A 24,484-nucleotide genomic window follows, 5' to 3' on the forward strand; every position below is an offset into this window, starting at 1 on the left:
ACCGTGCGGTAGCCATTTTTCGTTGATCGCGCCGGTGCTGCTAATCAGGCTGCTTGCGCTGGTGTTGATGTGGCGCTGAGATCAAAGCGCTCGCGTATCGCCTGCACGATGCCATTGCTATCGAGACCGCACTGGCTCAGTAACAATGCCGGATCGCCATGATCGATAAATTTATCCGGCAAACCAAGGATCAGCAAAGGTTTGCAGATGCCAGCTTCGGCCAGCGCTTCGGCAACGGCCGATCCGGCGCCGCCCATTTTGCAGCCTTCTTCCACGGTTACCAGAACGTCATGCGAGGCAGCAAGAGTTTTCAGTAATTCGACATCCAGCGGCTTGATGAAACGCATATTCGCCACGGTGGCATCCAGAATATCAGCGGCGTGGAGCGACGGTTGCAGCATAGAGCCAAATGCCAGAATCGCGATCTTGTTGCCCTCGCGTCTGACTTCGCCTTTACCAATAATCAGACTGCTCAATTCAGTATCCGGTTTGACGCCGATACCAGCACCGCGCGGGTAGCGAATGGCGGCAGGCCCGGGGTAGTTGTAGCCGGTTGTCAGCATCTGGCGGCATTCATTTTCATCGGAGGCAGCCATCACGACCATGTTAGGAATGCAGCGCAAATAGGCGATGTCGTAATTGCCCGCGTGGGTGGCGCCGTCGGCACCAACCAGCCCGGCGCGGTCCAGCGCGAACGTCACATCCAGATTTTGCAAGGCGACGTCGTGAATCAACTGATCGTAAGCGCGTTGCAGGAAGGTCGAGTAAATCGCGACAACAGGTTTCAGGCCTTCGCAGGCGAGACCGGCGGCAAATGTGACGGCATGCTGCTCAGCAATGCCAACGTCGTAATAGCGTTTCGGGAATTGCTTTTCAAATTCCACCATGCCTGAGCCTTCACGCATGGCAGGCGTGATCCCCACCAGTTTTTGGTCGCTGGCTGCCATATCGCACAGCCATTGCCCGAAAACCTGGGTATAGGTCTGTTTCGCTGACGTGCTTGGTTTGATCCCTTCGGCAGGATTAAATTTGCCAGGGCCGTGATACAACACAGGATCGGCTTCCGCCAGTTTATATCCCTGACCTTTTTTGGTGACCACATGCAAAAACTGCGGCCCTTTGAGTTGCCGGATATTTTGCAGTGTCGGAATCAGTGATTCGAGATCGTGGCCATCAATCGGGCCAATGTAATTGAAACCGAATTCTTCAAACATGGTCGCAGGCACCAGCATGCCTTTTGCATGTTCCTCAAAGCGTTTGGCGAGTTCCAGCACAGGCGATGGCAGTACGGATTTGCCGACGTTGCGTGCTGCTGCGTAAAACTTACCGGACATCAACCGTGCCAGATAACGGTTCAGTGCACCGACCGGAGGCGAGATCGACATATCGTTGTCATTCAGCACCACCAGCAGGTTGATGTCTTCATGCACACCGGCATTGTTCAGTGCTTCGAATGCCATGCCTGCCGTCATGGAACCATCACCGATAATGGCGACCGCATGCCGGTCTTCACCTTTCGTGCGGGCGGCCAGCGCCATACCTAATGCCGCAGAAATTGAAGTCGATGAATGCGCAGTGCCAAAGGTATCGTATTCACTTTCATCCCTGCGCGGGAAGCCGGAGATGCCTTCCCACTGACGCAAAGTGTGCATGCGGTCACGCCGGCCGGTCAGAATTTTGTGCGGATAAGTCTGATGACCGACGTCCCAGATCAAACGGTCTTCCGGTGTGTTAAATACGTAATGCAGCGCCAGTGTCAGCTCTACCGTACCAAGATTGGACGACAGATGCCCGCCGGTTTTGGAAACGGAATCAATCACGTATTGGCGCAATTCATCCGCCAGCGGCGCTAACTGATGGCGCGACAACAGCCGCAGATCGGCAGGAGAGTTAATTTTTTGCAGTAAATTCGTCATAGTAGATGCTAGTTATGCTTGTCGCTGCACGATCAGGTCAGCCAGATCCCGGAGCAGTTGTGCTTTTTCGCCAAAAGAATCCAGCGCGCCGTGTGCTTCGCGGCAGAGTTGCTGAGCTAATTCCTGTGACGCGGGCAGACCCAGCAGGCTGACATACGTCGGTTTATTGTCCGCGGCGTCTTTACCGGCTGTTTTGCCGAGTGTTGCAGAGTCAGCCGTCGCGTCAAGCACGTCATCGACGACCTGGAATGCGAGGCCGATTGCCGCAGCATAGGTGTTGAGCGCAGCAGTTTCTTCCGGATTTAATGTTTTGCCGCAGGATGCGCCCAGCAGTACCGAAGCCCGCAGCAAAGCGCCGGTTTTTAAGCGGTGCATTTGTTCCAGCTGTTCGCGTGTCAGCGCCAGACCAACGCTGGCGAGATCGATTGCCTGGCCGCCACACATGCCGACCGAGCCCGAGGCATGCGCGAGCAGACGTACGAGTCCGAGTCTGGTTTCTGCACTGGTATTTCCTTCGGACAGAACCAGAAACGCCTGTGCTTGCAGCGCATCGCCGACCAGCAGGGCGGTTGCCTCGTCATATTTCACATGGACGGTTGGTTTGCCACGGCGCAGCGCGTCGTCATCCATGCATGGCATATCATCATGTACCAGCGAATAGGCATGAATCATTTCGACTGCGGCGGCAGCGCGATCCAGCGCTTCTTGCTGCGCATCGAATAATTGTCCGGCTGCATAGACCAGTAATGGGCGAACGCGCTTACCACCATCCAGCGCGGCATAACGCATAGCTTCGTGCAAATGACCCGGAACAACGGAGGCTTGTGGGATGAAAGCCGCTAGCGCACGTTCGCATTGATCCTGTTTTTGTTGCATCCAGACACGGAATTCTTGGCTCATGTGAGATCCTCATCCCCATTGTCTGCATGGAAAGATTTCAACATTCCGGCTTCCAATACTTTGACTTGTTGCTCCACTTTATCCAGCTGTGAAGTGCAAAATTGAATTAATTCAGCGCCACGCTGATAAGCGATGACAGAGGCTTCCAGCGGCAGATCCCCGGCTTCCATTTTTGCCACCAATCCGGTTAGTTCATTCATTGCTGCCTCAAAAGAGACTGGCGTGTTGGCGGGATCCGGCTGGTTTGCGCCAGCGTTTTTTTTAGGCATATTGATATTTAATGACTAACAGCGCGTGAAATTACGCAAAAAAGAAATGTAACGTTCTATTTTAGAGCAAACAAGTCAGCTTGGCGGCGATTCTGCTTTTTTAGTCCCGATGTTTACTTACAATTTGAAATAATTGTTTCAGTTGGGAAACCGGTGTGCTTGCGAGTAGGGATTTATACTGAACGCAATCTGAAATTGCATTCAAAACATTTCCATGTGGAAAATATGCGTATATAGTGTGCTCAATGGCCTTTTTATTGACTGTATATTGCATCGTAAGTCACTGATCTTGTTGAAATAATCAGATTTCATCCGTGATATGCGCAATTCCTCAACTTCCACAATTGAGTGCCGTAAATATGAGTCTCATTTTCTACATTTGTTGCATCTGATAAGGTTTTCTTTTCAATTATGAGCGGTCTTCATCCATTACACGCAAAAACAGCGACGGGCTCTGCCGCCGCTGAGGACGTGTTGCGTGGATTGATTCCGCTGGCAACGCATCTGGTTGTGTCGCAACTGGATGCATTTTCTTCACGTTTGTCGAATGCTTTCCTGGCGATGTCTGAGCAAAGCATGGATTCGCGCGAAGCAAATCTGAGTTTCAATGCCGGGCAGATACTGAAAAAAAATGCGTATGCGTTTTATCATTTATCGTCTGCGGACGTAGAAAAAGCGTTTCGCCAGGAAGTGGATCTGCTGATTTCACCCAAGCAATCTGGAAACAGAGTAAGTACGGCGCCGGATGCAGATCTGAGTCTGATCAGTTATGAAGAAATGGATAAAAAGCTGGCTCTCAGCAGAGTCAGTCGCACAATAGAGCTCGATAGCGCAGAGCAATATGCGGCATTGAACATGCGGTTGTCGCATTTGCTTGGACGAGAAACATTAAGTATTGCCCAGAATCCGTTCCGCCCGGATAGTTTGCTGAATGCTTTGTACTCAGCATGGTGTCAGTTTGATCCTGAGGTAGGAACGCATGAGATGGTACTGCCTTTGTTACGAGCCGATATTTTGTTTGATCTTGAACCGATTTTGTACGAGATCAATTCGGCGCTGGTGAAGAAAGGAATTCTGCCTGATTTGCAGGATTCTTACAAAATTCGTCGCAATCAAAACAAGACGACCACCTTGGTGGATGATGAAACGGAAGCTAAAAACGCGGAACAGGAAAGTCATTCACAAGACATAGCGCAAAAGCTGAAGCGTTATTTTTCCGGTGCGCAGCATCAGCAACAAGCACCGCGCAGTAACGGAAATTACTCTGACCATTCCGGATTTACATCCAATCCGGCTGAGTCCCGCCTGTTTCAGCATCTGGCAGAATTTCAACAGAATCTGAAACTCAATCAGATGATGTCCGGCGCAGGCGAGGTAATGCGCCTGTCGCAAATGCGCGAACATGTTGCAGACGTAGCGACGACAGGCGTTGAAAAACATACGCTCGATTTATTGTCGCAGGTCTTTGATAATGTTTTCCGTAATCAGGCAATTCCCGCACCGGTAAAAGAACTGATTTCTGTTCTGCAGGTACCGGTATTAAAAGCGGCATTAATTGATAAAGAATTTTTCTTTAAAGATCAGCATCCGGCGCGTCGCCTGATTGATCTGTTGTCCCGTTACAGTTTGTCCTTGGATCAGAACAAAGGCGCACAAGATCCTCTGTTCCAGACGATGAAGCGCAATGTCGAACGAGTGTCGCAAGAGTTTGATCAGGAAATTGCCTTGTTTGATGAGGTCGTTACCGATCTTGAATCTTTCATCGAAAAAGAAGAGCAGGCAAATGCGCAAGCATTAGAAGCACCGATCAAGAGTGCGATCCGCAAGGAAAAAATTAAGCAGGCGAGCATACATGCGAATCAGGAAGTCGCGATTCGTGTTGGTTCTGGCGAGGTCGTGGCTTTTGTCGAAACTTTCCTTGAAAGCCGGTGGATTAAGGTATTGACGCTGGCTTACAGTGTCAGAGATGAAAAGCCACATGCGGTGCAAGATGCGATCAAGACGATGGATGACCTGATCTGGAGCGTGAAGCCAAAATTCACCTTGCAAGACCGGCAGGAATTATTAAATCGTCTGCCGGCGATTCTGGCACGTCTGAATAAATGGCTGAGTCTGATTAAATGGGAAGATGCCGATCGCGTACAGTTTTTTGCTGAGCTTTCTGAGTGCCACGCGTCTATCGTGCGCGCACCGTTAGAGTTGTCGCCAGACAGACAACTGGAACTTGCTGTTGAAGCTGCGCAGCAAGCGACCGAACGTCGCTTGGAAAAACGTGCCGAAGCTGAGAAAAATGCAGCGCAAGAAGAGCTTGCCACTGACGATGAATTTGTCGATGTTGTGCATCAGCTGGAACGTGGTATCTGGATAGAATTCACCCAGGAGAATGCGCAGATAGCCCGAGTCAGGCTCGCATGGGTCAGCCCTATGCGCAGCCTGTATATTTTTACCGCGAGTGAAAAAGAAAAAAGTTTTTCTGTCTCCGCAAAAAATCTGGAACAGGCGTTCCGTGAAAAACGTGCTCAGATTTTACAGTTAGATAAAGTCGTTGATCGGGCATTGCAAGAAGCGCTGGCGACGTTGCCGGATTCGCCGGACACACAGCTGGAAGCACGCGAGCCCGCAGCCTGATTGATTGCTGCTCAGGCTGAGGTGGCAGGCCAGTTTCATCAGATATATTTACTCATACGCTGCCAGGCGATTTTGTTCCTGAATACTGAAATACCGATCCCGTAATTGTTGTAGTGCCGCGATTTTGTCAGTCGTACTTTTATTTTCATCCCTGCTCAGCAACTGCCTTCTTTGCTCAAGATAGTTTGCGATCCGTATTTTCCATTCTGCTTCTTCCCTGTCCAGATCGGCCAGTCTGTTGGCTGCTTCAGGACTGACAGCGGCCGCCCGCATCCGGTAAATATCATCCTCGCTCGCACCGCTGGAACGTAATTGCTGCGCCTGTTCTTCCAGCCGTATGATCTGATATGGTGCGTTCTTCGCTTCGCGAAGTTCTTGCGACATTGTGGCGTCCAGGGCTTGAAGTTTTTCCTGTTTTTGTTTATCGCTGTAGGCAGGGTTTTGACTAATCTCTATTCGTGCCAGTGCATCCATATCGTAAGCATCATCAAAGCCAAACAGCGACTGATTGTCTTTAGCGCTAAAAAATTGCAAACGCAATTTCTGCATGCTTTGCCAACGGTTCTGCATCGCTGAGATCATGTCGTTGCTCATGTTATTTGTGTGACTTGTCGCTGATGCTCCGGTATTTTTCTCCAGGTCGAGTAATGCCTGCTTGTACCCGAGGTAGCGTGCCAGTAATTCTTTTGCCTGCGCTGCTGCATGCGACTTGAGTTTCTGATTGAGTACGTTTTCGATTTCGCGTTTAATGTCCGGAATGCTTTTCTCACCAGTCGCAGCAAGGTAATAATCAAACATCAGTCGTAATTCAGCGTTGACGACCAGATTTCCATCGTCTGCTTGTGTCGCTTGTCCATCTACGCTGGTGCCTTCCATCGATCGTACGAATGAAAACATGCGGTCTTGAGGTGTCAGCCTGATGGCCTGCTCTTCGTGACTAGCTTGTTTCGACATCAGGAAAAAAGAGGCGACGATCAGACTGAGCGTCGCTGCCAGAAAAGTCAGATTTCTTGTTTTCATAAAATCCCGATCCGGTATATTCAGAAAATCTTCAGCGCTGGTGTTTCTGCTTACAAGCCGCTATTTTTCAGGCGATTTGCATGCTGCCGGTATATCGTCACCGGATTCGTTTCAAAAATATTGACCAGGCCTATGGTCTGATTCACTTCGTCAAGATGATTCATCGCGTAGTCATCGCGAATAACCTTGCCGAGATGGGATGAACAACTGCTGACCAGTCCGTCGTTTTTGCTACCGCCAAAGGCCAGCGAGGTCAGTGATAAGGCCGGATCAACGACGTCAAGAACATTGGTGTACGGTTTTGCGCCGCTCCACGAGTAATACGCAACATTGTTGACCTGATATGCGCCTTCACCGCAAGCAGTGGTCGGTACGCCTTCCGGATGTTTGCTATTGAATTTCAGCGAACCAGCGGTGCTGAGGGAATTGGCTGCAGCCAGTGCATCTTGCGATAAATTAGGCTGACCCGACAAGATGCTGATGACTTTTGCCAGACCGTTAGTCACGGAAACAAGCACGCTGTTCGTCACAGAGCCCGGCGGTGCGATGCCCAAAATAATATCTGCGACGGCTGAGCCCCGGTTGACGCCGCCGACTGAGGTGACTGATGCGACCAGATCTGGCCTGACCGATGCCACGTAGCGGGTCGTTGGCCCGCCGTGACTATGACCGATCAGATTCACTTTACTGGCACCGGTGACTGCGAGAATTTGCTTGACCTGCGTCAGCAATTGTTCACCGCGCACTTCTGTACTGTTGGCCGCCGCGACTTGCGTGACATACACGCGCGCACCGTCTGAGCGCAGGGCCGATGGAATACCGTACCAATAGTCAACCGGGCCAATATTGTCAAATCCAAATAAACCATGGACTAACACAATAGGATATTTTGTCTCCGTATACCCTGCCGCCCATGTCTGAGCGGGCAGGGCGCAGATGGCAAACAAAATCGCCATCAGCTTTGTTATCAGTGTTTTTTTCATGTTGATTCTTTCGAATAAGTTAATTCAAATGAAACCGGATGGGAGCGTGTTTGCACTGAACTTCTCCGAGTTCTGGTCAAATCAGCCAGAATCAGGCTAAGTTCAGAGAAAGGTGAAGACAAGCTGCTATGCAGCATAAAAGTTGGACTTGGTTAATGGAATTAATAATTTTCATCATATATTTGCACTTGCAGCAAATTTTCTTCAGAGTGAGGCGGGTCGTAAGTACCGTTTTTGATGCGGCGAAAGAGTGAAATTAGACGGTCTAATCTAAAAAACATCGATGTTGTTTGTTTGCCGATGCAAGAGGTCTGCGTTGAGGCGCGCGCCATATCGGTTTAATTATTTGATTTTTCTCAGGAAATCATTGCTTGCGGGGCGAACCTGCGACGATTCGGGTATAATCCGCGGTTCTGTCCAAAATTTCCTCTTCAAGTCGTTTGATCGTTTGAACTTTCGCCTGGATTGAAAACCCAAGCGAAAACAGGTTTTTGTGGATTCTTTCTCTCTTAGGTTGGTGCAAATTAATTTGGGGGGTGGGGATGTCCGATCTGGCTTCTTTGTCTACACTCGCGCGTTCTGACGCGCAACTTCCGGTGCATGTCTATTTTGATGAAACGCTGTTACAGCGCGAAATCAAAGACCTGTTCCATTCTGGTCCTCGTTACGTCGGTCACGAGTTGATGGTGCCGAATCTCGGTGACTTCGCAACTTTAGCGTCCGAAAACGAAGGGCGTATGCTGGTCCGCAGCGCTCAGGGTATCGAGCTGATGTCTAACGTCTGTCGTCATCGTCAGGCGCTGATGTTTAATGGCCGCGGCAATGCAAATAATATTGTTTGTCCGCTGCATCGCTGGACCTACGATCTTAAAGGTGAACTGATAGGTGCACCGCATTTTTCAGATACGCCTTGCATGAATCTGAAACGCACGCCATTGCAGAATTGGAATGGCTTGCTGTTTGAGCAAAATGGTTACAACGTCATGGAACGCATGGCGCAGCTTAGCGTCACCAAAGATCTCGACTTTACCGGCTATATGCTGGATCACGTTGAGGTTCACGAATGCGATTACAACTGGAAGACGTTCATCGAAGTCTATCTGGAAGATTATCACGTCGAACCATTTCATCCTGGCCTGGGTAGCTTCGTCACCTGTGACGATCTGCGTTGGGAATTCGGCGAAGATTACAGTGTGCAGACTGTCGGTGTGAACAGTGGTTTGCTGAAATCCGGTTCCGAGAAATACAGAATCTGGCAAGAGCAGGTACTGAAATTCCGCAACGGTGAACCACCTAAGTATGGCGCAATCTGGCTGACCTTATATCCGAATATCATGGTGGAATGGTATCCGCATGTTCTGGTCGTCTCTACCTTGTGGCCTACTGCCACCGGCAAGACCAGAAATGTCGTCGAGTTTTACTATCCGGAAGAAATCGTTTTATTCGAACGCGAATTCATCGAAGCTGAACGTGCCGCCTATATGGAGACATGTATCGAGGATGATGAAATTGGTGTACGCATGGATGCCGGTCGTAAAATTCTGCTGGATCGCGGCGAGAACGAAGTCGGGCCTTATCAGTCACCAATGGAAGACGGCATGCAGCATTTCCATGAGTGGTACCGGAAAAAAATAGAAATCTGAGGTCGTTCAGATAGTTGAAGAGGGGAGGCGCGTGCCTCCCCTGTCTTTTGGAGTCAGGTTTTTATGCAGTCTTTGTGGATGTTGCTTGCCAGTTTTTTGTTTTCCATTATGGGTGTCTGCGTCAAACTGGCCTCAACGGATTATTCGACATCTGAAATCGTCGCTTATCGCGGCCTGATCGGCATGCTGATGATTGCCATGCTGGCCAGAATTCAGGGCGGGACCTTGAAGACACCGATGCCGTCTCAGCATCTGGTGCGTGGTGCGGTGGGTGTGCTGGCCTTATGGTTATGGTTTTACTCTATCGGTAAGTTGCCGTTGGCGATGGCCGTTACTTTGAATTACATGTCACCGATATGGATCGCTGCGATGATGCTGATCGGTGCCTGGTGGCATAAGCAGCGCGGCTTGACCTGGCAACCCGTCGCCGCTATTTTGCTGGGATTTATCGGGGTTGTCTTGTTGTTGCGTCCGAGCATACATGCCGATCAGGTCATTGGTGGCATTATCGCCTTGGTTTCTGGCATGCTGGCCGCATGGGCGTATATGCAAGTCAGAAAAATGGGATTGATGGGTGAGCCGGAATACCGCGTGGTATTTTATTTTTCCATGACATGTGCGATTGCCGGCGTGCTCGGTACTTTGATTGCTAAATCCGCACAAGCCTCCGCGCAAGAAATCGTCTGGCATCATCTGGATAGCCGCGGCATATTTTTGTTGCTGGCGATAGGTCTTACCGCCGCTTCAGCACAGATGGCGATGACCCGTGCTTATCGCCTTGGTAATACGCTGGTGACGGCGAATCTGCAATACGTGGGCATCGTGTTTTCCAGTTTGTGGGATATGTTGTTATGGGATGAGAGTCTTGCATGGTTAAGTTGGGTCGGCATCGCTGTGATTTTATGCAGCGGACTAATTGCCACTTTTTATAATGCCAGAGCAGACCAGTCACCGGTCCACAGAGATGCGATTTGTTCAGAATAAAATTACCTGATAGTCCGCGATGTATTTTTTAGGAGAAGACGATGTATACCACCTTGATCAGTGCCGCAGATCTGGCCAGCCAACTCAGCAGCCAACTCAGTAGAGATACAGGCCGTAACTGGATCGTGCTGGATTGCCGCCATGATCTGATGAATCCGGATGCAGGCCAGACAGCATATGACGCGGGGCATTTGCCACAGGCACAATTTGTCCATCTCGATCAGCGTTTATCTGCACCTAAATTATCCGCCGACGGTGTGTTCCGTGGTCGCCACCCGCTGCCGGAAAAAGAAGAATTTATTCAGACTTTACGAAATCTGGGCATCAATCAGGACACTCAGGTGATCGCTTACGATGCGCAGGGCGGTATGTTTGCGGCACGTTTATGGTGGATGTTGCGCTGGGTCGGGCATGCGGCCGTGGCGGTGCTGGATGGCGGTTTTCCTGTGTGGACAGCGCAGCAATTGCCGGTGACAACGGCGCAGCCTTCTGTACGTCTGGGCAATATCAGCACCCAGCCTTCTTTAGTTGGACAAGTAAATGTTGATCAGGTATTGGCAAATATAGACACTCAGGAATGCACGCTGATTGATGCCCGTGCAGCCGATCGCTATCGCGGTGAAAATGAAACGATAGACCCGGTCGGTGGCCACATTCCCGGTGCGCTGAATCGCTTTTTCAAAGATAACTTACAAGCCGATGGCCGTTTTAAAACTGCGCCTGAATTAAACGCTGAATGGCGAGCACTGTTGCCTGATCCAGGCAAAGCGATTATGCAATGTGGTTCCGGTGTGACGGCTTGCCATAATCTGCTGGCGCTGGAAGTGGCCGGATTACCAGGCGCAGCCTTGTATCCGGGTTCCTGGAGTGAATGGTGCGCCGATCCTTCCCGTCCGGTTGCGCGTTGATGCATGGCTGTACCGTTTAACGCAGCTTAAGGCATAAAAAAAGGAGCTTCTTCAGCTCCTTTTTTTATGCCCGTTGTGTTTTATCGGTGGCGTGTGACAAACAGCACCAGCAAGATTCCCATAGTGACCAGTATCACTTGTATTATCGTTTCCCGCATCGTTGCGCGGCGCTGCATTTGCGGCATCAGATCGCTGACGGCAATATAAATAAAGCCCGACGAAGCCATCACTAATACATACGGGATCAGATTGCTCGCACGTTCCAGTGTGAAGTAACCGATCACGCCTCCCAGCACACCCATCATGCTGCAGGCGAGGTTATACATATAAGCGCGCATGCGGCTGAATCCGGCATTCAGCAGAACAATGAAGTCACCGATTTCCTGCGGAATTTCATGCGCAATAATGGCGAATGCGGTGACAAAGCCTAATTCAGGATTGGCCAGAAATGCTGCCGCGATCAGGATGCCGTCGGTAAAATTATGCATGCCATCGCCAACCAGTATCATCCAGCCAGCTTTGCCTGCTTCATGCGCATCATGGCCGTGTTCGTGATGATGTCCATCGCCCTCGTGATGATGCGAGTGACGTAAAACAGCAAATTTTTCCAGCAGAAAAAATCCCAATAAGCCCGCCAGCAAACAGGCGAATAAAGAACGCGTATCGGCTTTTGATTCAAACGCTTCTGGTAATGCGTGCAACAAGGATGTCGACAACATGATGCCGACAGACAGGCTGACCATGCGCTCGACCATTTTGGTCAGCAGTGAAAATGAAAAAATGGCAGCGGCAGAAATACTTAATACCCCGGCAATCGCGGTGGTAAAAAGGATGGATAACAGCGTGGAGTGAATTTTGAGCCTCGGGGATAATTTGCAACCAGGTTGCAAATTAAAGCACAGGCTGGCGATTTACGCAAATGCACGCATGCTTTTGCGGGTTGCCTCAATACTCATAACATTGATGGTAACCCGCTTTTTTACAGCAGCAATCAGGCGACGCCGTTGGCTTTCATCCAGGCGACACAACGGCTCCAGCCATCTTTGGCATCGGCCTCCACATAGCTGGCCCGATAATCTGCATGGAAAGCGTGGCCGGAATTTTCATAGATGTTGAATGCCGAGTGACTGTGACCTTGCGCCAGCGCCGCCTCCATTTTCTTGACTGATTCCACGCTGATGCCCGTGTCTTTCGCCCCGTACAAACCGAGTACCGGTGTTTTCAGGCTGGCAGCGATATCCATAGGGTGCTTAGGCGTGAGCGCGCTGGCGTCACCACTCAGGCGACCATACCAGGCGACGCCCGCTTTGACGGCAGGGTTATGCGCCGCATACATCCAGGTGATGCGCCCGCCCCAGCAGAAACCGGTGATACCAAGACGTTGCAAATCGCCTCCATTCTTGCCCGCCCAGGCAACCACAGCATCCAGATCGCTCATGACTTGTGCATCCGGTACTTTGGAAATGACTTCCTTCATCAGTTCCGCAATCGACGCATATTTGCTGGCATCACCCTGACGGATAAATAATTCCGGTGCCAGAGCCAGATAACCCAGTTTCGCAAAGCGCCGCGCCACGTCTGCAATATGCTCATGCACGCCAAATATTTCCGAGATCACCAGTATCACCGGCAGATTACTTTTACCTTCTTGCTGCGCATAGTAGAGCGGTACTTTCTGCCCTTGTATGTCGAGTGAAACCACACCGCTGGTCAACCCTTTGGTATCGGTTTTAATCACACTTTGCGCAAACACGGGCAGTGCTGCTGCCGCAAAGCCGACGCCGACTGCTGTCTGAATAAAATTTCTGCGATTGATGCCTTCATCAACATCCGTATGCCCGATCAGGCTGCGGCAGTCTTTTTCAAGTTGCATGGTGATCTCCGGTGGTATTTTGGGGGGAAGCTGCAAACGGGTGAGCAGCTGTGCGAAAGATATTAACCTGAAAAGAAAAATTATTCTGAAGCCGCCCCGGTTAGCGCAATCACGTCAATTGCCGCAGGCATATACGGCACTTTGGCCGCGCACTATAACGTCAGCGAGGCATCGCCTTGTTGCTTTTTACGGTTTTGCGGTGTGCAACGTTGCCGCATCAAATAAAGCAGCTTTAACTAAAGCGCAATTCTGTTTTAAGGAAAGCATCGAATTATTCAACAATAGTTGAAAATCATTTCATCTGTGCAATGCGAAAACTGCATGGCTTCCTGTCGTACTATCGCCGCCATAGCGGCAATTGTCCGCACACGCTTTTAAAACAATGGAGATAGAAATGGTCTGGAGTCAGGTTTATGACCCGCTAGGCAATATATGGTTATCCGCCCTCATGGCGGCGATACCTGTGGTTGTGATGCTGGGATGTATTGCATTTGGTCACATGAAGGCGCATTACGCTGCGGGTCTTGGTTTAGCGAGCGCATTGGCAGTGTCGATTTTTGGCTTTGGCATGCCTGCCGGGCTGGCATGGAATGCGGCAGGTTTTGGTGCGGCATTTGGCCTGCTGCCCATCGGCTGGATCGTGTTGAATATTATTTTCCTGCACCAACTGACCATAGAAAACGGTTCATTCTCTGTATTGCAGGATAGCCTGACCGGCATCACCGATGATCGCCGCATACAGTTATTGCTGATCGCCTTCTGTTTCGGCGCATTCTTTGAAGGCGCTGCCGGCTTTGGTACTCCGGTTGCGGTGACAGCAGCGATCATGATCGGCCTGGGATTTTCTCCGTTGGCGGCATCAGGTCTGTGTCTGATCGCGAACACCGCGCCAGTGGCGTATGGTGCGCTGGGCACGCCGGTGATTGCGCTGGCGGCTGTGACAGGCATCGATCTGATGCAGTTGTCCGGCATGATCGGCCGTCAGTTGCCCTTATTCTCTTTGCTGGTGCCGTTCTGGCTGATCTGGGCGTTTGCCGGTTTCCGCGGCATGCTGCAAATCTGGCCAGCGATTCTGGTTGCCGGTCTGAGCTTCGCGATTCCGCAATATCTGGTGTCTAACTACCACGGTCCGTGGCTGGTGGACGTGGTCGCGGCGATTGTGTCTATGGTCAGCCTGATCTTGTTCCTGAAAGTCTGGAAGCCAAAAAAAATCTGGACGTCGACTTCACTCAAAGGTCATGAAACTGATTCCGGCGAACCTGATCTGGAAAGTGAAAAACCACATGGTCATGAAGCCGATGCCGCGGCAGCGATTTTCAAAAAGCACGATACCCGTGCGCTGGTGCTGGCATGGATGCCGTGGGTGATCTTAACGGCGTTAGTGTTTATCTGGGGCATACCAGAATTCAAAAAATGGGTCGATGGCATTTCTGTGTTCAAGATTCCATTTACCGGTTTGCATAACATGGTCGAGAAGGTCGCCCCTGTCGTTGCCAAGCCGCATAAAGAAGCGGCGGTGTACACGCTGAACTGGCTGTCGGCCACAGGTTCCGGGATTTTCCTTGCCTCCATCATTAGCGGCTTGCTGATGAAATACAAACCGATTGATCTGGTCAAAATTTATTTCCGCACGATCTGGCTGGTACGTTATTCCCTGCTGACCATCGTACTGATGCTGGCGCTGGGTTATCTGACACGCTATTCCGGTACCGATGCCACGCTGGGTCTGGTGTTTGCGCATACCGGTGCTTTCTATCCTATCTTCGGCACCTTGCTCGGTTGGTTAGGTGTGGCGCTGACGGGGTCGGACACTGCCGCCAATGTGTTGTTCGGCGGGCTGCAAAAAACCACCGCAGAGCAACTCGGTTTAAGCCCTGTGCTGATGGCGGCGGCCAATAGTTCGGGCGGTGTGATGGGCAAGATGGTCGATGCGCAGAGTATCGTGGTCGCCAGTACTGCCACACGTTGGTATGGACATGAAGGCACGATTCTGCGCTTCGTGTTTTTCCACAGTCTGGCGCTGGCGGTGCTGGTTGGCTTTTTCGTGTTTATGCAAGCCTACGTTGCTCCATTCACCTCACTGGTACATTAAAGACGCATTACAAACGATAGGGGCGATTGTCCCTGTCGTATAAAAAAATCCCTGCCACAGGACGCTGTGCGCAGGGATTTTTTTCAGTGCTTCGCTGTTTTCTTAGGATGGCAATACGGCGTCAGATCAATGCTGTCGGCCGTCTGCGGCAGGCTGACTGCACCTGCTGGCAGCAAGCGCGCAAAGCTGCGCATGACTTCTTCTTCACCATGTACCAGAAACGTATGTGTGGCATGCGTATGCTGATGCCAGGCCAGTAATTCATCGCGGTCGGCATGCGCTGAAAAACCGTTGATGGTATGTACGCCAGCTCTGACTGCAATCTCTTCACCAAGCACACGCACTGTACGCGCACCGTCGATAATTTCCCTCGCCAGCGTTCCTTTCGCCGCAAAACCGACGAACACGATGCTGGCGTTTTGTCGCCATAAATGATGCTTCAGATGATGCTGGATACGGCCGCCGGTACACATGCCAGCGCCTGCCATAATGACCGCGCCGCCGGAAAAACGATTGATCGCCATACTGTCCGCCACATCCCGCGTGAAATGCAGACCGGGCAAATCAAACGGATCATGCTCATTGCTGAACATCGCTGCCGTTTCGGCGTCATAACAACCGGTATGCTGACGGAAAATTTCCGTCGCCGAGATCGCCATCGGTGAATCCAGAAACACCTGCATGGAACGCGGTAAACGATGCTGCTGCACGCCTTCACGCAGGTAATACAGCAACTCTTGCGCACGTTCCAGCGCGAAGGTCGGAATCACGACATTGCCGCCGTGCCGGAAGGTGTCGGTAATCACCTGATACAGCTCTTCTATCGATAGATCCAGCGGTTTGTGCAGACGGTCGCCATACGTGGTTTCCATCACCACCACATCGGCTTTCGGCGGCGTCGTCGGGTTGCGCAACAGTTTTCTGCCATTGCTGCCGATATCGCCGGAAAAAACGATGCGGCATTTTTTGCCGTCTTCCGTCAGATTCAGCACGACGGAGGACGAGCCCAGAATATGGCCAGCATCGATAAACGTCGCGGTGATGCCGGGCGCGATCAGCAGCTCCTGATCGTAATGCACAGTCTGGTTAAAGTGATCCAGCATATGCAACACATCATGCGTGTTGTACAGCGCTTCGGTGCGTTTTTCCTCGCCGCGTCGCGCGCTTTTCTTGTTCTGATATTCCGCTTCCGATTCCTGCAGATGCGCAGAATCGAGCAACACGATGCGCGCCAGATCGCGGGTCGCCGCGGTGGCGATGATGTTGCCACGGAAGCCGCGTCGCACCAGCAATGGCAGACGACCGCAATGATCCAGATGCGCATGCGTCAGCAACACATAGTCGATGGATGCCGCATCGAAGCCGAAGGCATCGGCATTCTCTTCATTCAGATTACGGCTACCCTGATACATGCCGCAGTCAATCAGTATGCGCACGCCATCGCATTCCAGCAGATGGCAGGAACCGGTCACACCGAGATCGGCACCATGAAATGAAAGTTTCAATTGAATTTCCTCACTGAATAATCAGGGCATCGTGCTTACCGCTGCGCCGCCCGAGGTATCAAGTATAGCCAGTGTGATGCCATTCAGATAGCGAACGCCGCACCATCGTCAGCGAATGCCGCAATGAATGCACGCCTGCTGAGGCAGCGCAAACTTCGCGCACTACGTGATCCGCTTTGGCGTTGATGATGGCTGCGCCTTTTGGACGCTACATTCTCAGAAAACAAGATACTCCCCCCATATTTCATGAAAATCGCCCTAACCTCAGTAAGAATAAAGGGGCTTAAAGCATACTGGGGGGAGTATATATTGGGCTGTTTGAAGGGGTTTTGACGTCGAATGGGGTGATGAAGCGAATAGCAAGCAACTTTGGTGTTGCTGGCTTGCCCGTAAATCGAAAATATCATGCTCTTGAGAAGCTCGGAATAGTGTAGCTAATTTTACAAAGGCATGTTAGTTTTGATTCATTCGTTTAAAAACAAGTTATGTATTCCACGGAGAATAGATGAGTATGGAACTTTTGAATGCAACCGTAACTTTCATTGTTGGCCTTATTGCATTTGTCGTTTATTGGCTTACTAAGCGCGCTGAGAAAAGAAATGCGGCCACTATCGTCGTAATGGACATTCGTCATGCAGAGCAAGTTGTGCTCACAATACTCGAGAAACAAGTGGTCGATAGGAATCTCAAAGAAATACTATTGGAGAACAATTGGGCAAAATACAAGCACCTTTTTGCATCTGACTTTTCACAAGATGATTTCGCCGCATTCAATAGATTCTTTGTCGCTTGCACAGAGATTGCAGACGCTCGTAAAAGAATACTTGACATCTTCTATTCTAATTTGACCGCTAAGGCATCTGTTGTCCAGCAAAAGCTTTTTGAAATTGACAATTTATCGTCGCCGGAAGGGCAAGCTAGCAAGCATCAGTTAATCAATACGATCAATTCTGAGGACTTCGTTTTTGAGCCGGAGGAACCACGAGCACGAATTCTATCTAGCTTGCAGTTAATGGGACGATTATCGAATACTATCGCGTTCGAAAAACTCAAAAAACTCGGCGGCATTAACACGTAATCTTATGGTTGGCTGAGAAGCTGGGCGTTATGCTAATGTTGGTTTCGTTTACCTATTTTGCTGTTGTTCCATTCTTGCGCTCCATGGGATACAAGAATATCGATGTTTAATAGATTTTCCATAATTCTCAAAGCTGATCTGGCGATAACAACGGCCTGATACATCCCACAAATAAAAAATCCCCGACAAATCAGACGATCTGGCGGGGATTTTTATTGGGTGGAAACTTATTCCGGTTGCAGATAAAACGCGTCCGGTAATTGTGCGCCGGCGGTGGTGGTTTTGATGTCGCCTTTGGTGTTGGTCAGCACGACTTCGAGTTCGGGGCCGCCGAGTTCGATGATGACCTGACGGCAGGCGCCGCAAGGGGCGATCGGGCCGTCGGTGTCGCCGGTGACGGCGATTTGTTGGAAATCACCGGGGCGATAGCCAGCGGCGACGGCGCTGAATAAGGCGGTGCGCTCGGCGCAGTTGCACAGGCCGTACGACGCATTTTCCACATTGCAGCCGTGGAAAACCTTGCCGTCTTTGGTCAGCACTGCCGCGCCGACTTTGAATTTGGAATACGGTGCGTATGCACGTTCGCGTGCCAGTTTGGCTTCAATGATCAGTTCTTGCGTGTTCATGTCATTCTCCATTTAAAAAGGCACGCTGGTCAGCATGCCTCTTTGTTGTTCAGGTTCATCCCTTATATCTGCTGCGCCTTTCAGATCATTTATGCCCTGAAAGGCGCAGCAGGTTTGGGAGATTATTTTTTCACGCCCAGTTCGCGCAAACGTTCCTGCAGATAGCTGCCGGACGTGTGACGTTCAGACAGCACGACGTCTGGACGCGGATGCAGGAACAGTGGCAATGAAATACGGGATTTCTTCGCTTCTTCGCCGGTCGGATTCAGCACGCGGTGAATGGTCGAAGGGTAATACCCTTGCGAGGCTTCATCGAGCATGTCACCGATGTTGACGATCAGCATGCCGAAATCGCATGGCACATCGTGCCACGCATTGTCTTTGCCCAATACCTGCAAACCGGCCTGGGTGGCGGCTGGCAGCACGGTCAGCAGATTGATGTCGCCATGTGCTGCAGCCCGCACTGCATCTGGTTCTTCATCGCCCGTCAGCGGTGGATAGTGCAGTACGCGCAGCAGGGTCAGATCGCTGTCGGTGATCATGTCAGACAAGGGCATCGAATACTTGGCCTTGATGTCTGCCGGGGTATGGTCTTCGACCCATTGCAGCAATTCAGTGGCGAGCTTGTTGCCGTGTTCGTAGTATTCCAGCGCAGCCTTGGAGACTTCGGATGGATATTGTCCCCACGGGTAAACGTGGTAAAACTCTTTCAGATCGCGCTTGGCATAGCCTTTGGCGGTCTCGGAAATTTTCGGCGAAAAATAGCCGTCCATTTTTTCCGTAAACGCGTATTTGTTTTTCGCATCGGTCTGGAAAAACTCGTACCATTCCTGATAAATGGTGTTGAGCAGATTTTGCGATAAAGGATGATTGGTCAGTACGCCAAAGCCGGTGTTGTGCAGGCTTTCAGTGAATTTTCTTGCCGCATCCGGATCACGGTAATCAACTGGTTGTATCAACATGACGGTTCCCCTTATTTTGCCAGTGCTGGTTTCAGCCAGTCGCCGGACAAGGTCTGGTCGATCAGCTTAGCGCAGGCCTCGGCATCCACTTTCATACAGACGCGGGTTTCTGGCTTGCTGGCTTCCCAACCCGCTTGTGGGTAAGGAATCGCGAGTTTCGCCATCATGGTCTGACCATTGCCTATGCCTTCTTTAGCAACGCGCACACGGCCATTTTGCGTTTCGAAAATTTCCGGCGCGACCAGCCAGACAAACGCCAGCACGTCATGCCCATAGCAAGCGTGACCGAGGTCAGGGCGTATGCTTTGGTAGAAATTCGCGTAGAAATTCACGGCGTGCGACAGCGTATCCATCGCCACGTGTTTGTGTTGCCCAGCCAGACGCGCAAAGAAGCTCGATGGCAAGACCACGCGATGCGTGACATCCAGACCAACCATGGTCAGATCCCAGCCTGCAGTGAAAACCAGATCGGCGGCATCCGGATCATTCCAGACATTCGCTTCTGCGACTGGTGAGACATTGCCCGGTTCATCGACAGCACCGGCCATCAGCACGACTTTTTTCAGCAGCTTAGGCAGTTGCGGTTCCATTTTCAGTGCCAGACCCAGATTGCCCAGCGGGCCAACTGCAACCAGTGTGATTTCACCCGGATGCTGACGTGCCATCTTGACGATGAATTCTGCCGCGCTTTCCACTTCAGCTTTACCGCCGACTTCGATACGGGAAGGCAGATTGCCGAGACCATCTGCACCGTGGATGAAATCTGGCGGAGTGCCGGCGGCTTTCGCAAACGGCACATTCACACCTTGCGCGACCGGGATAGTGCGGCCTGCAATACGGGTCAAATAGAGCGCATTGATAGTCGCCTGTTCGACATACACATTGCCGAAAGTAGTGGTGATACCAACGACATCAATATCAGGATGCGCGAGCGCGAAATACAAGGCCATTGCGTCATCAACGCCAGGGTCCGTATCGAAAATGACTTTATGTTTTGCTTGCATGGAAATACTCCAGGAATTAACTTCAACTGGCCATTGAACAGAACCCAGTTTGAAGCAATTTGTTGTGTTTGACCTGGTTCAAGGAGGCCGTTATTAGGGTTTGTTAACATTTAAATTGCGAGATGCGTTCAATCCAAAACGTGGGCTGGCAAGGCGTGTGTCGCAGTCAGGGCTGGTGCCCCTGACAAGACGCGCAACGCAGTCCAGCATGCGTTTTGACTTGAACCCGGAGGGAAAGGGGTAAAACAGCCGCATGGCGTTGTTGCATCCCGCTGACAGTGATCACACTGCTGCGCGGGCTGCGCCTAGCCCTGCAACTGTTTTACCCCTTTCGCACACGTAATTTAAATGTTAACAGACCCTAACTTTGTCGATTTAAAAAATAAATCACCGGCAGTCTGTACGGGACAAGCCCATACGGACGACCGGCAGGTTTTATAGTCTTTTATCGTGACTTTACAAACGGCACGCCTATCGCCTTCGGCGCGACGGATTTCGCCATCAGGCCCGCAAGAACGACGACGGTGACTACATACGGAATCATCTGTATCAATGATCCCGGTACTTTGCCCAAGCCAGGGAAGACCACGCCTTCGATCTGAACTTGCAGAGCAGTGAAAAAACCGAACATCAGGCAACCGAGCGCCGTTTGCAGTGGCCGCCAGTTACCGAACACCAGCGCGGTGAGTGCCAGATAACCGTTACCGGCCGACATATCGCGCAGGAAGAAACCGCTTTGTACGATGGACAGATAAGCGCCGGAGAATGAGCACAACACACCGGCGCACAGCATCGCCATAAAACGGGTGCGCTCGACGTTGATGCCGGCGGCATCGGCTGCGTGCGGGTTTTCACCAACGGCGCGCAGACGCAGACCGAAACGGCTGTGATACAAGACCCAGTGCACCAGTGGTATCAGGACAAACGCCAGATACACCAGCGCGCTGTGACCGCCGATCAGTTTGGTGTAAAACCAGCCCAGAAACGGAATACCGGCCACTGCATCTGAACCCGGTAAAACAATATCGAACAATCGGGCTGAGCCGAGATCAGGCGTGCGTCCGCCTTGCATAAAGAAAAACTGGGCAAGCACAAAGGTCAGACCGCTGAGGGCAATATTCAACGCAATACCGGCCACCAGTTGATTACCTTTTTGCGTGATGCTGACAAAGCCTTGCAACAAAGCGATGACAGCGGAAATGCCGATACCGGCGAGTATGCCGAACCACGGGTTTTGCGTCGCGAAGGCGACTGCTGCTGACACAAATGCCGCTGCCAGCATTTTGCCTTCGAGTGCCAGATCGACCACGCCGCTGCGTTCAGCGAACAGACCCGCCATCGCTGCGAACATTAATACAGGTGCATTGCGGATAGTAGAGACCAGAATGCTGGAAAATTGAAAATCATCAAACATCATTTTTCCTTACGTTTGAGCAGGGCGGATAACGCCGGGGCATACAGATTTTCCATCGCACCGCAAAACAGTATGATCAGGCCCTGAATGAAAATAAAAGTCTCGGTCGGAATATTCGGTTTTTCCAGCGACAGATCAAAGCCACCTTGTATCAGCGCACCGAACAGTATCGACGACAGCAAAATACCTATCGGATGCTGGCGCCCCATCAATGCCACGGCGATACCGATGAAGCCTGCACCTGCGGGGAAATTCAAGCCCAGATAATGCGTGGAACCCATCACGGAATTGACCGATGCCAGACCAGCCAGTGCGCCGGAAATCATCATCGCAATAATGATGGTTTTGCTGATGGAAATGCCCGCATAGTGCGCCGCGTGCTGGTTCATACCAGTCGCGCGTAACTGATAACCCCAAGTTGTGCGCCATACAGCAACACCGTAAATAACTAAGGCCAGCAAGGCCATGATGAAGCTGATATTCAGCGGTGTTTCGCCCAGCACCGGCAGGATGCCATTCAGCTTAGGCAGCCATGCGCTATCGGCAAAGACACGGCTGGCGGTGTTTTGTTCACCGGCAGGAATCAGAAAACTGACGATGACGTAGTTCATCAGGCTGGCCGCAATGAAATTGAACATGATGGTCGTCACCACCACATGGCTGCCGCGTTTTGCCTGCAGATAACCCGGCAAAAAAGCCCATGCCGCGCCGAAGATCGCGCTGCCGGCAATCGCCAGCGGTATCAGCAGCCATGCCGGTAAGCTGGCGTCAAAAGCCAGCAGCACCAGTGTCAGCCCGAGTCCGCCCAGATACATCTGACCTTCGCTGCCGATATTGAATAAACCTGCCTGCATCGCAATTGACACCGACAGACCGGTGAAGATAAATGTGGCGGCGTAGAACAGGGTGTAGCCCAGTCCTTCAGGATTGAAAACGGCAGCATTCAGTAGTATGCCCAGCGACTCCAGCGGGCTTTCACCCAGCAGATAAATCACACCGGCTGCCACCAGCAAGGCGGACAGCAAGTTCAGTAAAGGCAGGGCAAAGGCGGTGGCCCAGCGGGGAAGATCGGCTTGATTCATACGTGGTTCGTCGCTTGTTTGTTCGCTTATTTCGCTTATGTTTGCTTTGTATTCCGGCTGCTTGCTTAGTGCTTGTGTAATCCACCCATCAGTAGGCCGATGCGGGTCGCATCAAATTCTTCTACTTTCAGCTCGCCAGTGATACAGCCACCCGACATCACCAGTATGCGGTCAGCCAGGGCGCGGACTTCTTCCAACTCCACAGACACTAACAGTATGGCGACACCGGCATCGCGCATCGCCAGCAGGCGCGCGTGCAGACTTTCTATGGTGCCGATATCGACACCACGTGTTGGCTGGCCAACCAGCATCAGTTTGGGTTCTGATGCCATCTCACGCGCCATCACCACTTTTTGCTGATTACCGCCGGAAAGCAGGGCAATGCGCAAATGCGGATCAGCCGGGCGCACATCAAACTTATTCAGCAACTCGTTGCAGGTTTTCAGTATGGCTTTGTAGTCGAGCAGGCCAAAGGCTTTGCCGAGTTTTTTCTGATAGCCGAGAAAGCTGTTCATCATGACTGAGAAATTCTTCACGACCGCATCGCGCAAGCGGTCTTCCGGTACATGTGCGATACCGAGTTCGCGGAACGTCGCAGGCAAACCATCAGCATCTTTGCGCCCTGCAAATGGCAGCGGCTTTCCTTGCATCATCACTGCACCGCTGCTCGGTAAGCGCATACCGCTCAGCACTTCCAGCAGCTCGCTTTGTCCATTGCCGGAGACGCCAGCGATGGCGACGATTTCTCCGGCGCGGATATTGAAATTCAAATCTTTGAGCAAACTGACTTGCTGGGCGTTGATCAGATTCAGACCCTTCACATCGAGTACTGTTTCACCCGGCGCATACGGCGCACGCGGCAGATGTGTTTCGATTGGGCGACCCACCATCAGCTCGGCCAGTTGCTCTTTATTGGTGTTCGCCGTCTGCACGGAGCCGACGACGGTACCCGCGCGCATCACGGTCACTTCGTCAGTGATGTCGAGAATTTCCTGCAGCTTGTGGGTGATCAGAATAATCGTTTTGCCTTGTTCTTTGAATAATCGCAAAACAGCAAACAGCGAGGCGGTTTCCTGTACCGTCAGCACTGCCGTTGGTTCATCCAGAATCAGGATATTCGCACTGCGGTATATCTGTTTCAGAATCTCAACGCGCTGCTGTATGCCGACCGATAAATCCTGAATTTTGGCGAGTGGATCAACGTCGAGCGAGTAACGCTGACAAATTTCACGCAGGCTGGCTTCAACTTGTTTGCGATGAGCGGCAAGGCGGAAGCCGCCTTCAGAGCCGAGCATCACGTTATCCAGCACGGTCATGTTTTCGACCAGCATGAAATGCTGATGCACCATGCCGATGCCGAGATCGATTGCTTCCTGACTGTTACGGATTTGTTGTGGCGTGCCATTGATCAGCAACTGACCGCCATCCGCACGATAGTAACCGTACAGGATGCTCATCAATGTCGATTTGCCTGCACCATTTTCTCCGATGATGCCGTGGATGGAACCGGGTGCAATGGAAAAACTCACATCGCGATTCGCCTGCACTGCGCCAAAGCGTTTGGATATGTGTTGAAATTCGACGGCAGCTTGCATAC

Annotated in this window: 20 protein-coding genes; 6 read left to right on the plus strand and 14 right to left on the minus strand. The window is 51.4% G+C overall.

The genetic code is table 11. The features are described 5' to 3' along the window. Positions 1–44 precede the first annotated feature (44 nt). The 3 genes from dxs to H8K29_RS03505 are packed head-to-tail and all read right to left on the minus strand — an operon-like array spanning position 45 to position 3,085. Positions 45–1,916 (minus strand): 1-deoxy-D-xylulose-5-phosphate synthase, encoded by a 1,872-nt coding sequence (gene dxs, locus H8K29_RS03495; protein WP_186896391.1) that lies wholly within the window; start codon positions 1,914–1,916, stop codon positions 45–47. 12 nt (positions 1,917–1,928) lie between these two features. Further along, positions 1,929–2,816 (minus strand): polyprenyl synthetase family protein, encoded by an 888-nt coding sequence (locus H8K29_RS03500; protein ID WP_186896392.1) that lies wholly within the window; start codon positions 2,814–2,816, stop codon positions 1,929–1,931. Next, positions 2,813–3,085, minus strand: a complete 273-nt coding sequence (locus tag H8K29_RS03505) for an exodeoxyribonuclease VII small subunit (protein ID WP_186884790.1) — start codon at positions 3,083–3,085, stop codon at positions 2,813–2,815. The genes H8K29_RS03500 and H8K29_RS03505 overlap by 4 nt, the downstream gene beginning before the upstream one ends. 411 nt (positions 3,086–3,496) lie before the next feature. Here H8K29_RS03505 and H8K29_RS03510 point away from each other — a divergent pair, with 411 nt between their 5' ends. Beyond that, complete coding sequence (locus H8K29_RS03510) at positions 3,497–5,713, plus strand: DUF1631 family protein (protein WP_186896393.1); 2,217 nt, start codon at positions 3,497–3,499, stop codon at positions 5,711–5,713. A 48-nt stretch (positions 5,714–5,761) separates the two neighbouring features. Here the strand turns inward: H8K29_RS03510 and H8K29_RS03515 are convergent, their stop codons facing one another. Both H8K29_RS03515 and H8K29_RS03520 read right to left on the minus strand, forming a co-directional pair. Continuing rightward, positions 5,762–6,733 (minus strand): lipase secretion chaperone, encoded by a 972-nt coding sequence (locus tag H8K29_RS03515; protein WP_186896394.1) that lies wholly within the window; start codon positions 6,731–6,733, stop codon positions 5,762–5,764. Positions 6,734–6,783: 50 nt separating this feature from the next. Then, on the minus strand, positions 6,784–7,716 hold the full coding sequence (locus tag H8K29_RS03520) for a triacylglycerol lipase (RefSeq protein ID WP_186896395.1): 933 nt from the start codon (positions 7,714–7,716) through the stop codon (positions 6,784–6,786). 542 nt (positions 7,717–8,258) lie between these two features. Between H8K29_RS03520 and H8K29_RS03525 the strand changes: the two genes are divergently transcribed. From H8K29_RS03525 to H8K29_RS03535, 3 genes are all read left to right on the plus strand, one after another. Next, positions 8,259–9,359: an SRPBCC family protein gene (locus tag H8K29_RS03525; RefSeq protein ID WP_186896396.1), complete on the plus strand. Its 1,101-nt coding sequence runs from the start codon at positions 8,259–8,261 to the stop codon at positions 9,357–9,359. A gap of 63 nt (positions 9,360–9,422) precedes the next feature. Next, positions 9,423–10,343, plus strand: coding sequence for a DMT family transporter (locus H8K29_RS03530; protein WP_186896397.1), 921 nt, complete (start codon positions 9,423–9,425; stop codon positions 10,341–10,343). A gap of 41 nt (positions 10,344–10,384) precedes the next feature. Beyond that, positions 10,385–11,251 carry a sulfurtransferase gene (locus tag H8K29_RS03535; protein WP_186896398.1) on the plus strand — a complete coding sequence of 289 codons (867 nt, stop codon included), beginning with the start codon at positions 10,385–10,387 and terminating at the stop codon, positions 11,249–11,251. 80 nt (positions 11,252–11,331) lie between these two features. On the opposite strand, the gene H8K29_RS03540 is transcribed toward H8K29_RS03535, so the two are convergent. After that, entirely contained in the window at positions 11,332–12,033 is a 702-nt protein-coding gene (locus tag H8K29_RS03540; RefSeq protein ID WP_317889242.1) for a ZIP family metal transporter, read from the minus strand. A gap of 209 nt (positions 12,034–12,242) precedes the next feature. After that, positions 12,243–13,124 (minus strand): dienelactone hydrolase family protein, encoded by an 882-nt coding sequence (locus H8K29_RS03545; RefSeq protein ID WP_186896399.1) that lies wholly within the window; start codon positions 13,122–13,124, stop codon positions 12,243–12,245. A 394-nt stretch (positions 13,125–13,518) separates the two neighbouring features. Here H8K29_RS03545 and H8K29_RS03550 point away from each other — a divergent pair, with 394 nt between their 5' ends. After that, positions 13,519–15,216, plus strand: coding sequence for an L-lactate permease (locus tag H8K29_RS03550; RefSeq protein WP_186896400.1), 1,698 nt, complete (start codon positions 13,519–13,521; stop codon positions 15,214–15,216). Between the two features lie 83 nt (positions 15,217–15,299). On the opposite strand, the gene H8K29_RS03555 is transcribed toward H8K29_RS03550, so the two are convergent. Continuing rightward, complete coding sequence (locus H8K29_RS03555; RefSeq protein WP_186896401.1) at positions 15,300–16,721, minus strand: MBL fold metallo-hydrolase RNA specificity domain-containing protein; 1,422 nt, start codon at positions 16,719–16,721, stop codon at positions 15,300–15,302. Between the two features lie 505 nt (positions 16,722–17,226). Between H8K29_RS03555 and H8K29_RS03560 the strand changes: the two genes are divergently transcribed. Beyond that, the gene (locus tag H8K29_RS03560) at positions 17,227–17,799 is read left to right on the plus strand and encodes a hypothetical protein (RefSeq protein WP_186896402.1); all 573 of its coding nucleotides are present in this window, start codon (positions 17,227–17,229) and stop codon (positions 17,797–17,799) included. Positions 17,800–18,026: 227 nt separating this feature from the next. Here the strand turns inward: H8K29_RS03560 and H8K29_RS03565 are convergent, their stop codons facing one another. The 6 genes from H8K29_RS03565 to H8K29_RS03590 form a co-directional block, all read right to left on the minus strand. Continuing rightward, the gene (locus tag H8K29_RS03565) at positions 18,027–18,425 is read right to left on the minus strand and encodes a cytidine deaminase (RefSeq protein WP_186896403.1); all 399 of its coding nucleotides are present in this window, start codon (positions 18,423–18,425) and stop codon (positions 18,027–18,029) included. 122 nt (positions 18,426–18,547) lie between these two features. Continuing rightward, positions 18,548–19,387 carry an isopenicillin N synthase family oxygenase gene (locus H8K29_RS03570; protein ID WP_186884804.1) on the minus strand — a complete coding sequence of 280 codons (840 nt, stop codon included), beginning with the start codon at positions 19,385–19,387 and terminating at the stop codon, positions 18,548–18,550. An 11-nt stretch (positions 19,388–19,398) separates the two neighbouring features. Continuing rightward, positions 19,399–20,391 carry a nucleoside hydrolase gene (locus H8K29_RS03575; RefSeq protein ID WP_186896404.1) on the minus strand — a complete coding sequence of 331 codons (993 nt, stop codon included), beginning with the start codon at positions 20,389–20,391 and terminating at the stop codon, positions 19,399–19,401. Positions 20,392–20,836: 445 nt separating this feature from the next. Beyond that, positions 20,837–21,808: an ABC transporter permease gene (locus H8K29_RS03580; RefSeq protein WP_186896405.1), complete on the minus strand. Its 972-nt coding sequence runs from the start codon at positions 21,806–21,808 to the stop codon at positions 20,837–20,839. Next, entirely contained in the window at positions 21,805–22,887 is a 1,083-nt protein-coding gene (locus H8K29_RS03585) for an ABC transporter permease (protein ID WP_186896406.1), read from the minus strand. The genes H8K29_RS03580 and H8K29_RS03585 overlap by 4 nt, the downstream gene beginning before the upstream one ends. A gap of 65 nt (positions 22,888–22,952) precedes the next feature. Next, the gene (locus H8K29_RS03590) at positions 22,953–24,482 is read right to left on the minus strand and encodes an ABC transporter ATP-binding protein (RefSeq protein ID WP_186884808.1); all 1,530 of its coding nucleotides are present in this window, start codon (positions 24,480–24,482) and stop codon (positions 22,953–22,955) included. Positions 24,483–24,484 lie beyond the last annotated feature (2 nt).

The sequence above is a fragment of the Undibacterium sp. CY21W genome, assembly GCF_014284265.1.
Classification (GTDB): Bacteria; Pseudomonadota; Gammaproteobacteria; order Burkholderiales; family Burkholderiaceae_D; genus Undibacterium; species Undibacterium aquatile.

What these genes read in the sequence shown, in the direction of transcription:
- dxs (WP_186896391.1), bottom strand. Translation starts at nt 1,916, where the DNA reads ATGACGAATTTACTGCAAAAAATTAACTCTCCTGCCGATCTGCGGCTG.
- H8K29_RS03500 (WP_186896392.1), bottom strand. Translation starts at nt 2,816, where the DNA reads ATGAGCCAAGAATTCCGTGTCTGGATGCAACAAAAACAGGATCAATGC.
- H8K29_RS03505 (WP_186884790.1), bottom strand. Translation starts at nt 3,085, where the DNA reads ATGCCTAAAAAAAACGCTGGCGCAAACCAGCCGGATCCCGCCAACACG.
- H8K29_RS03510 (WP_186896393.1), top strand. Translation starts at nt 3,497, where the DNA reads ATGAGCGGTCTTCATCCATTACACGCAAAAACAGCGACGGGCTCTGCC.
- H8K29_RS03515 (WP_186896394.1), bottom strand. Translation starts at nt 6,733, where the DNA reads ATGAAAACAAGAAATCTGACTTTTCTGGCAGCGACGCTCAGTCTGATC.
- H8K29_RS03520 (WP_186896395.1), bottom strand. Translation starts at nt 7,716, where the DNA reads ATGAAAAAAACACTGATAACAAAGCTGATGGCGATTTTGTTTGCCATC.
- H8K29_RS03525 (WP_186896396.1), top strand. Translation starts at nt 8,259, where the DNA reads ATGTCCGATCTGGCTTCTTTGTCTACACTCGCGCGTTCTGACGCGCAA.
- H8K29_RS03530 (WP_186896397.1), top strand. Translation starts at nt 9,423, where the DNA reads ATGCAGTCTTTGTGGATGTTGCTTGCCAGTTTTTTGTTTTCCATTATG.
- H8K29_RS03535 (WP_186896398.1), top strand. Translation starts at nt 10,385, where the DNA reads ATGTATACCACCTTGATCAGTGCCGCAGATCTGGCCAGCCAACTCAGC.
- H8K29_RS03545 (WP_186896399.1), bottom strand. Translation starts at nt 13,124, where the DNA reads ATGCAACTTGAAAAAGACTGCCGCAGCCTGATCGGGCATACGGATGTT.
- H8K29_RS03550 (WP_186896400.1), top strand. Translation starts at nt 13,519, where the DNA reads ATGGTCTGGAGTCAGGTTTATGACCCGCTAGGCAATATATGGTTATCC.
- H8K29_RS03560 (WP_186896402.1), top strand. Translation starts at nt 17,227, where the DNA reads ATGAGTATGGAACTTTTGAATGCAACCGTAACTTTCATTGTTGGCCTT.
- H8K29_RS03565 (WP_186896403.1), bottom strand. Translation starts at nt 18,425, where the DNA reads ATGAACACGCAAGAACTGATCATTGAAGCCAAACTGGCACGCGAACGT.
- H8K29_RS03570 (WP_186884804.1), bottom strand. Translation starts at nt 19,387, where the DNA reads ATGTTGATACAACCAGTTGATTACCGTGATCCGGATGCGGCAAGAAAA.
- H8K29_RS03575 (WP_186896404.1), bottom strand. Translation starts at nt 20,391, where the DNA reads ATGCAAGCAAAACATAAAGTCATTTTCGATACGGACCCTGGCGTTGAT.
- H8K29_RS03580 (WP_186896405.1), bottom strand. Translation starts at nt 21,808, where the DNA reads ATGATGTTTGATGATTTTCAATTTTCCAGCATTCTGGTCTCTACTATC.
- H8K29_RS03585 (WP_186896406.1), bottom strand. Translation starts at nt 22,887, where the DNA reads ATGAATCAAGCCGATCTTCCCCGCTGGGCCACCGCCTTTGCCCTGCCT.
- H8K29_RS03590 (WP_186884808.1), bottom strand. Translation starts at nt 24,482, where the DNA reads ATGCAAGCTGCCGTCGAATTTCAACACATATCCAAACGCTTTGGCGCA.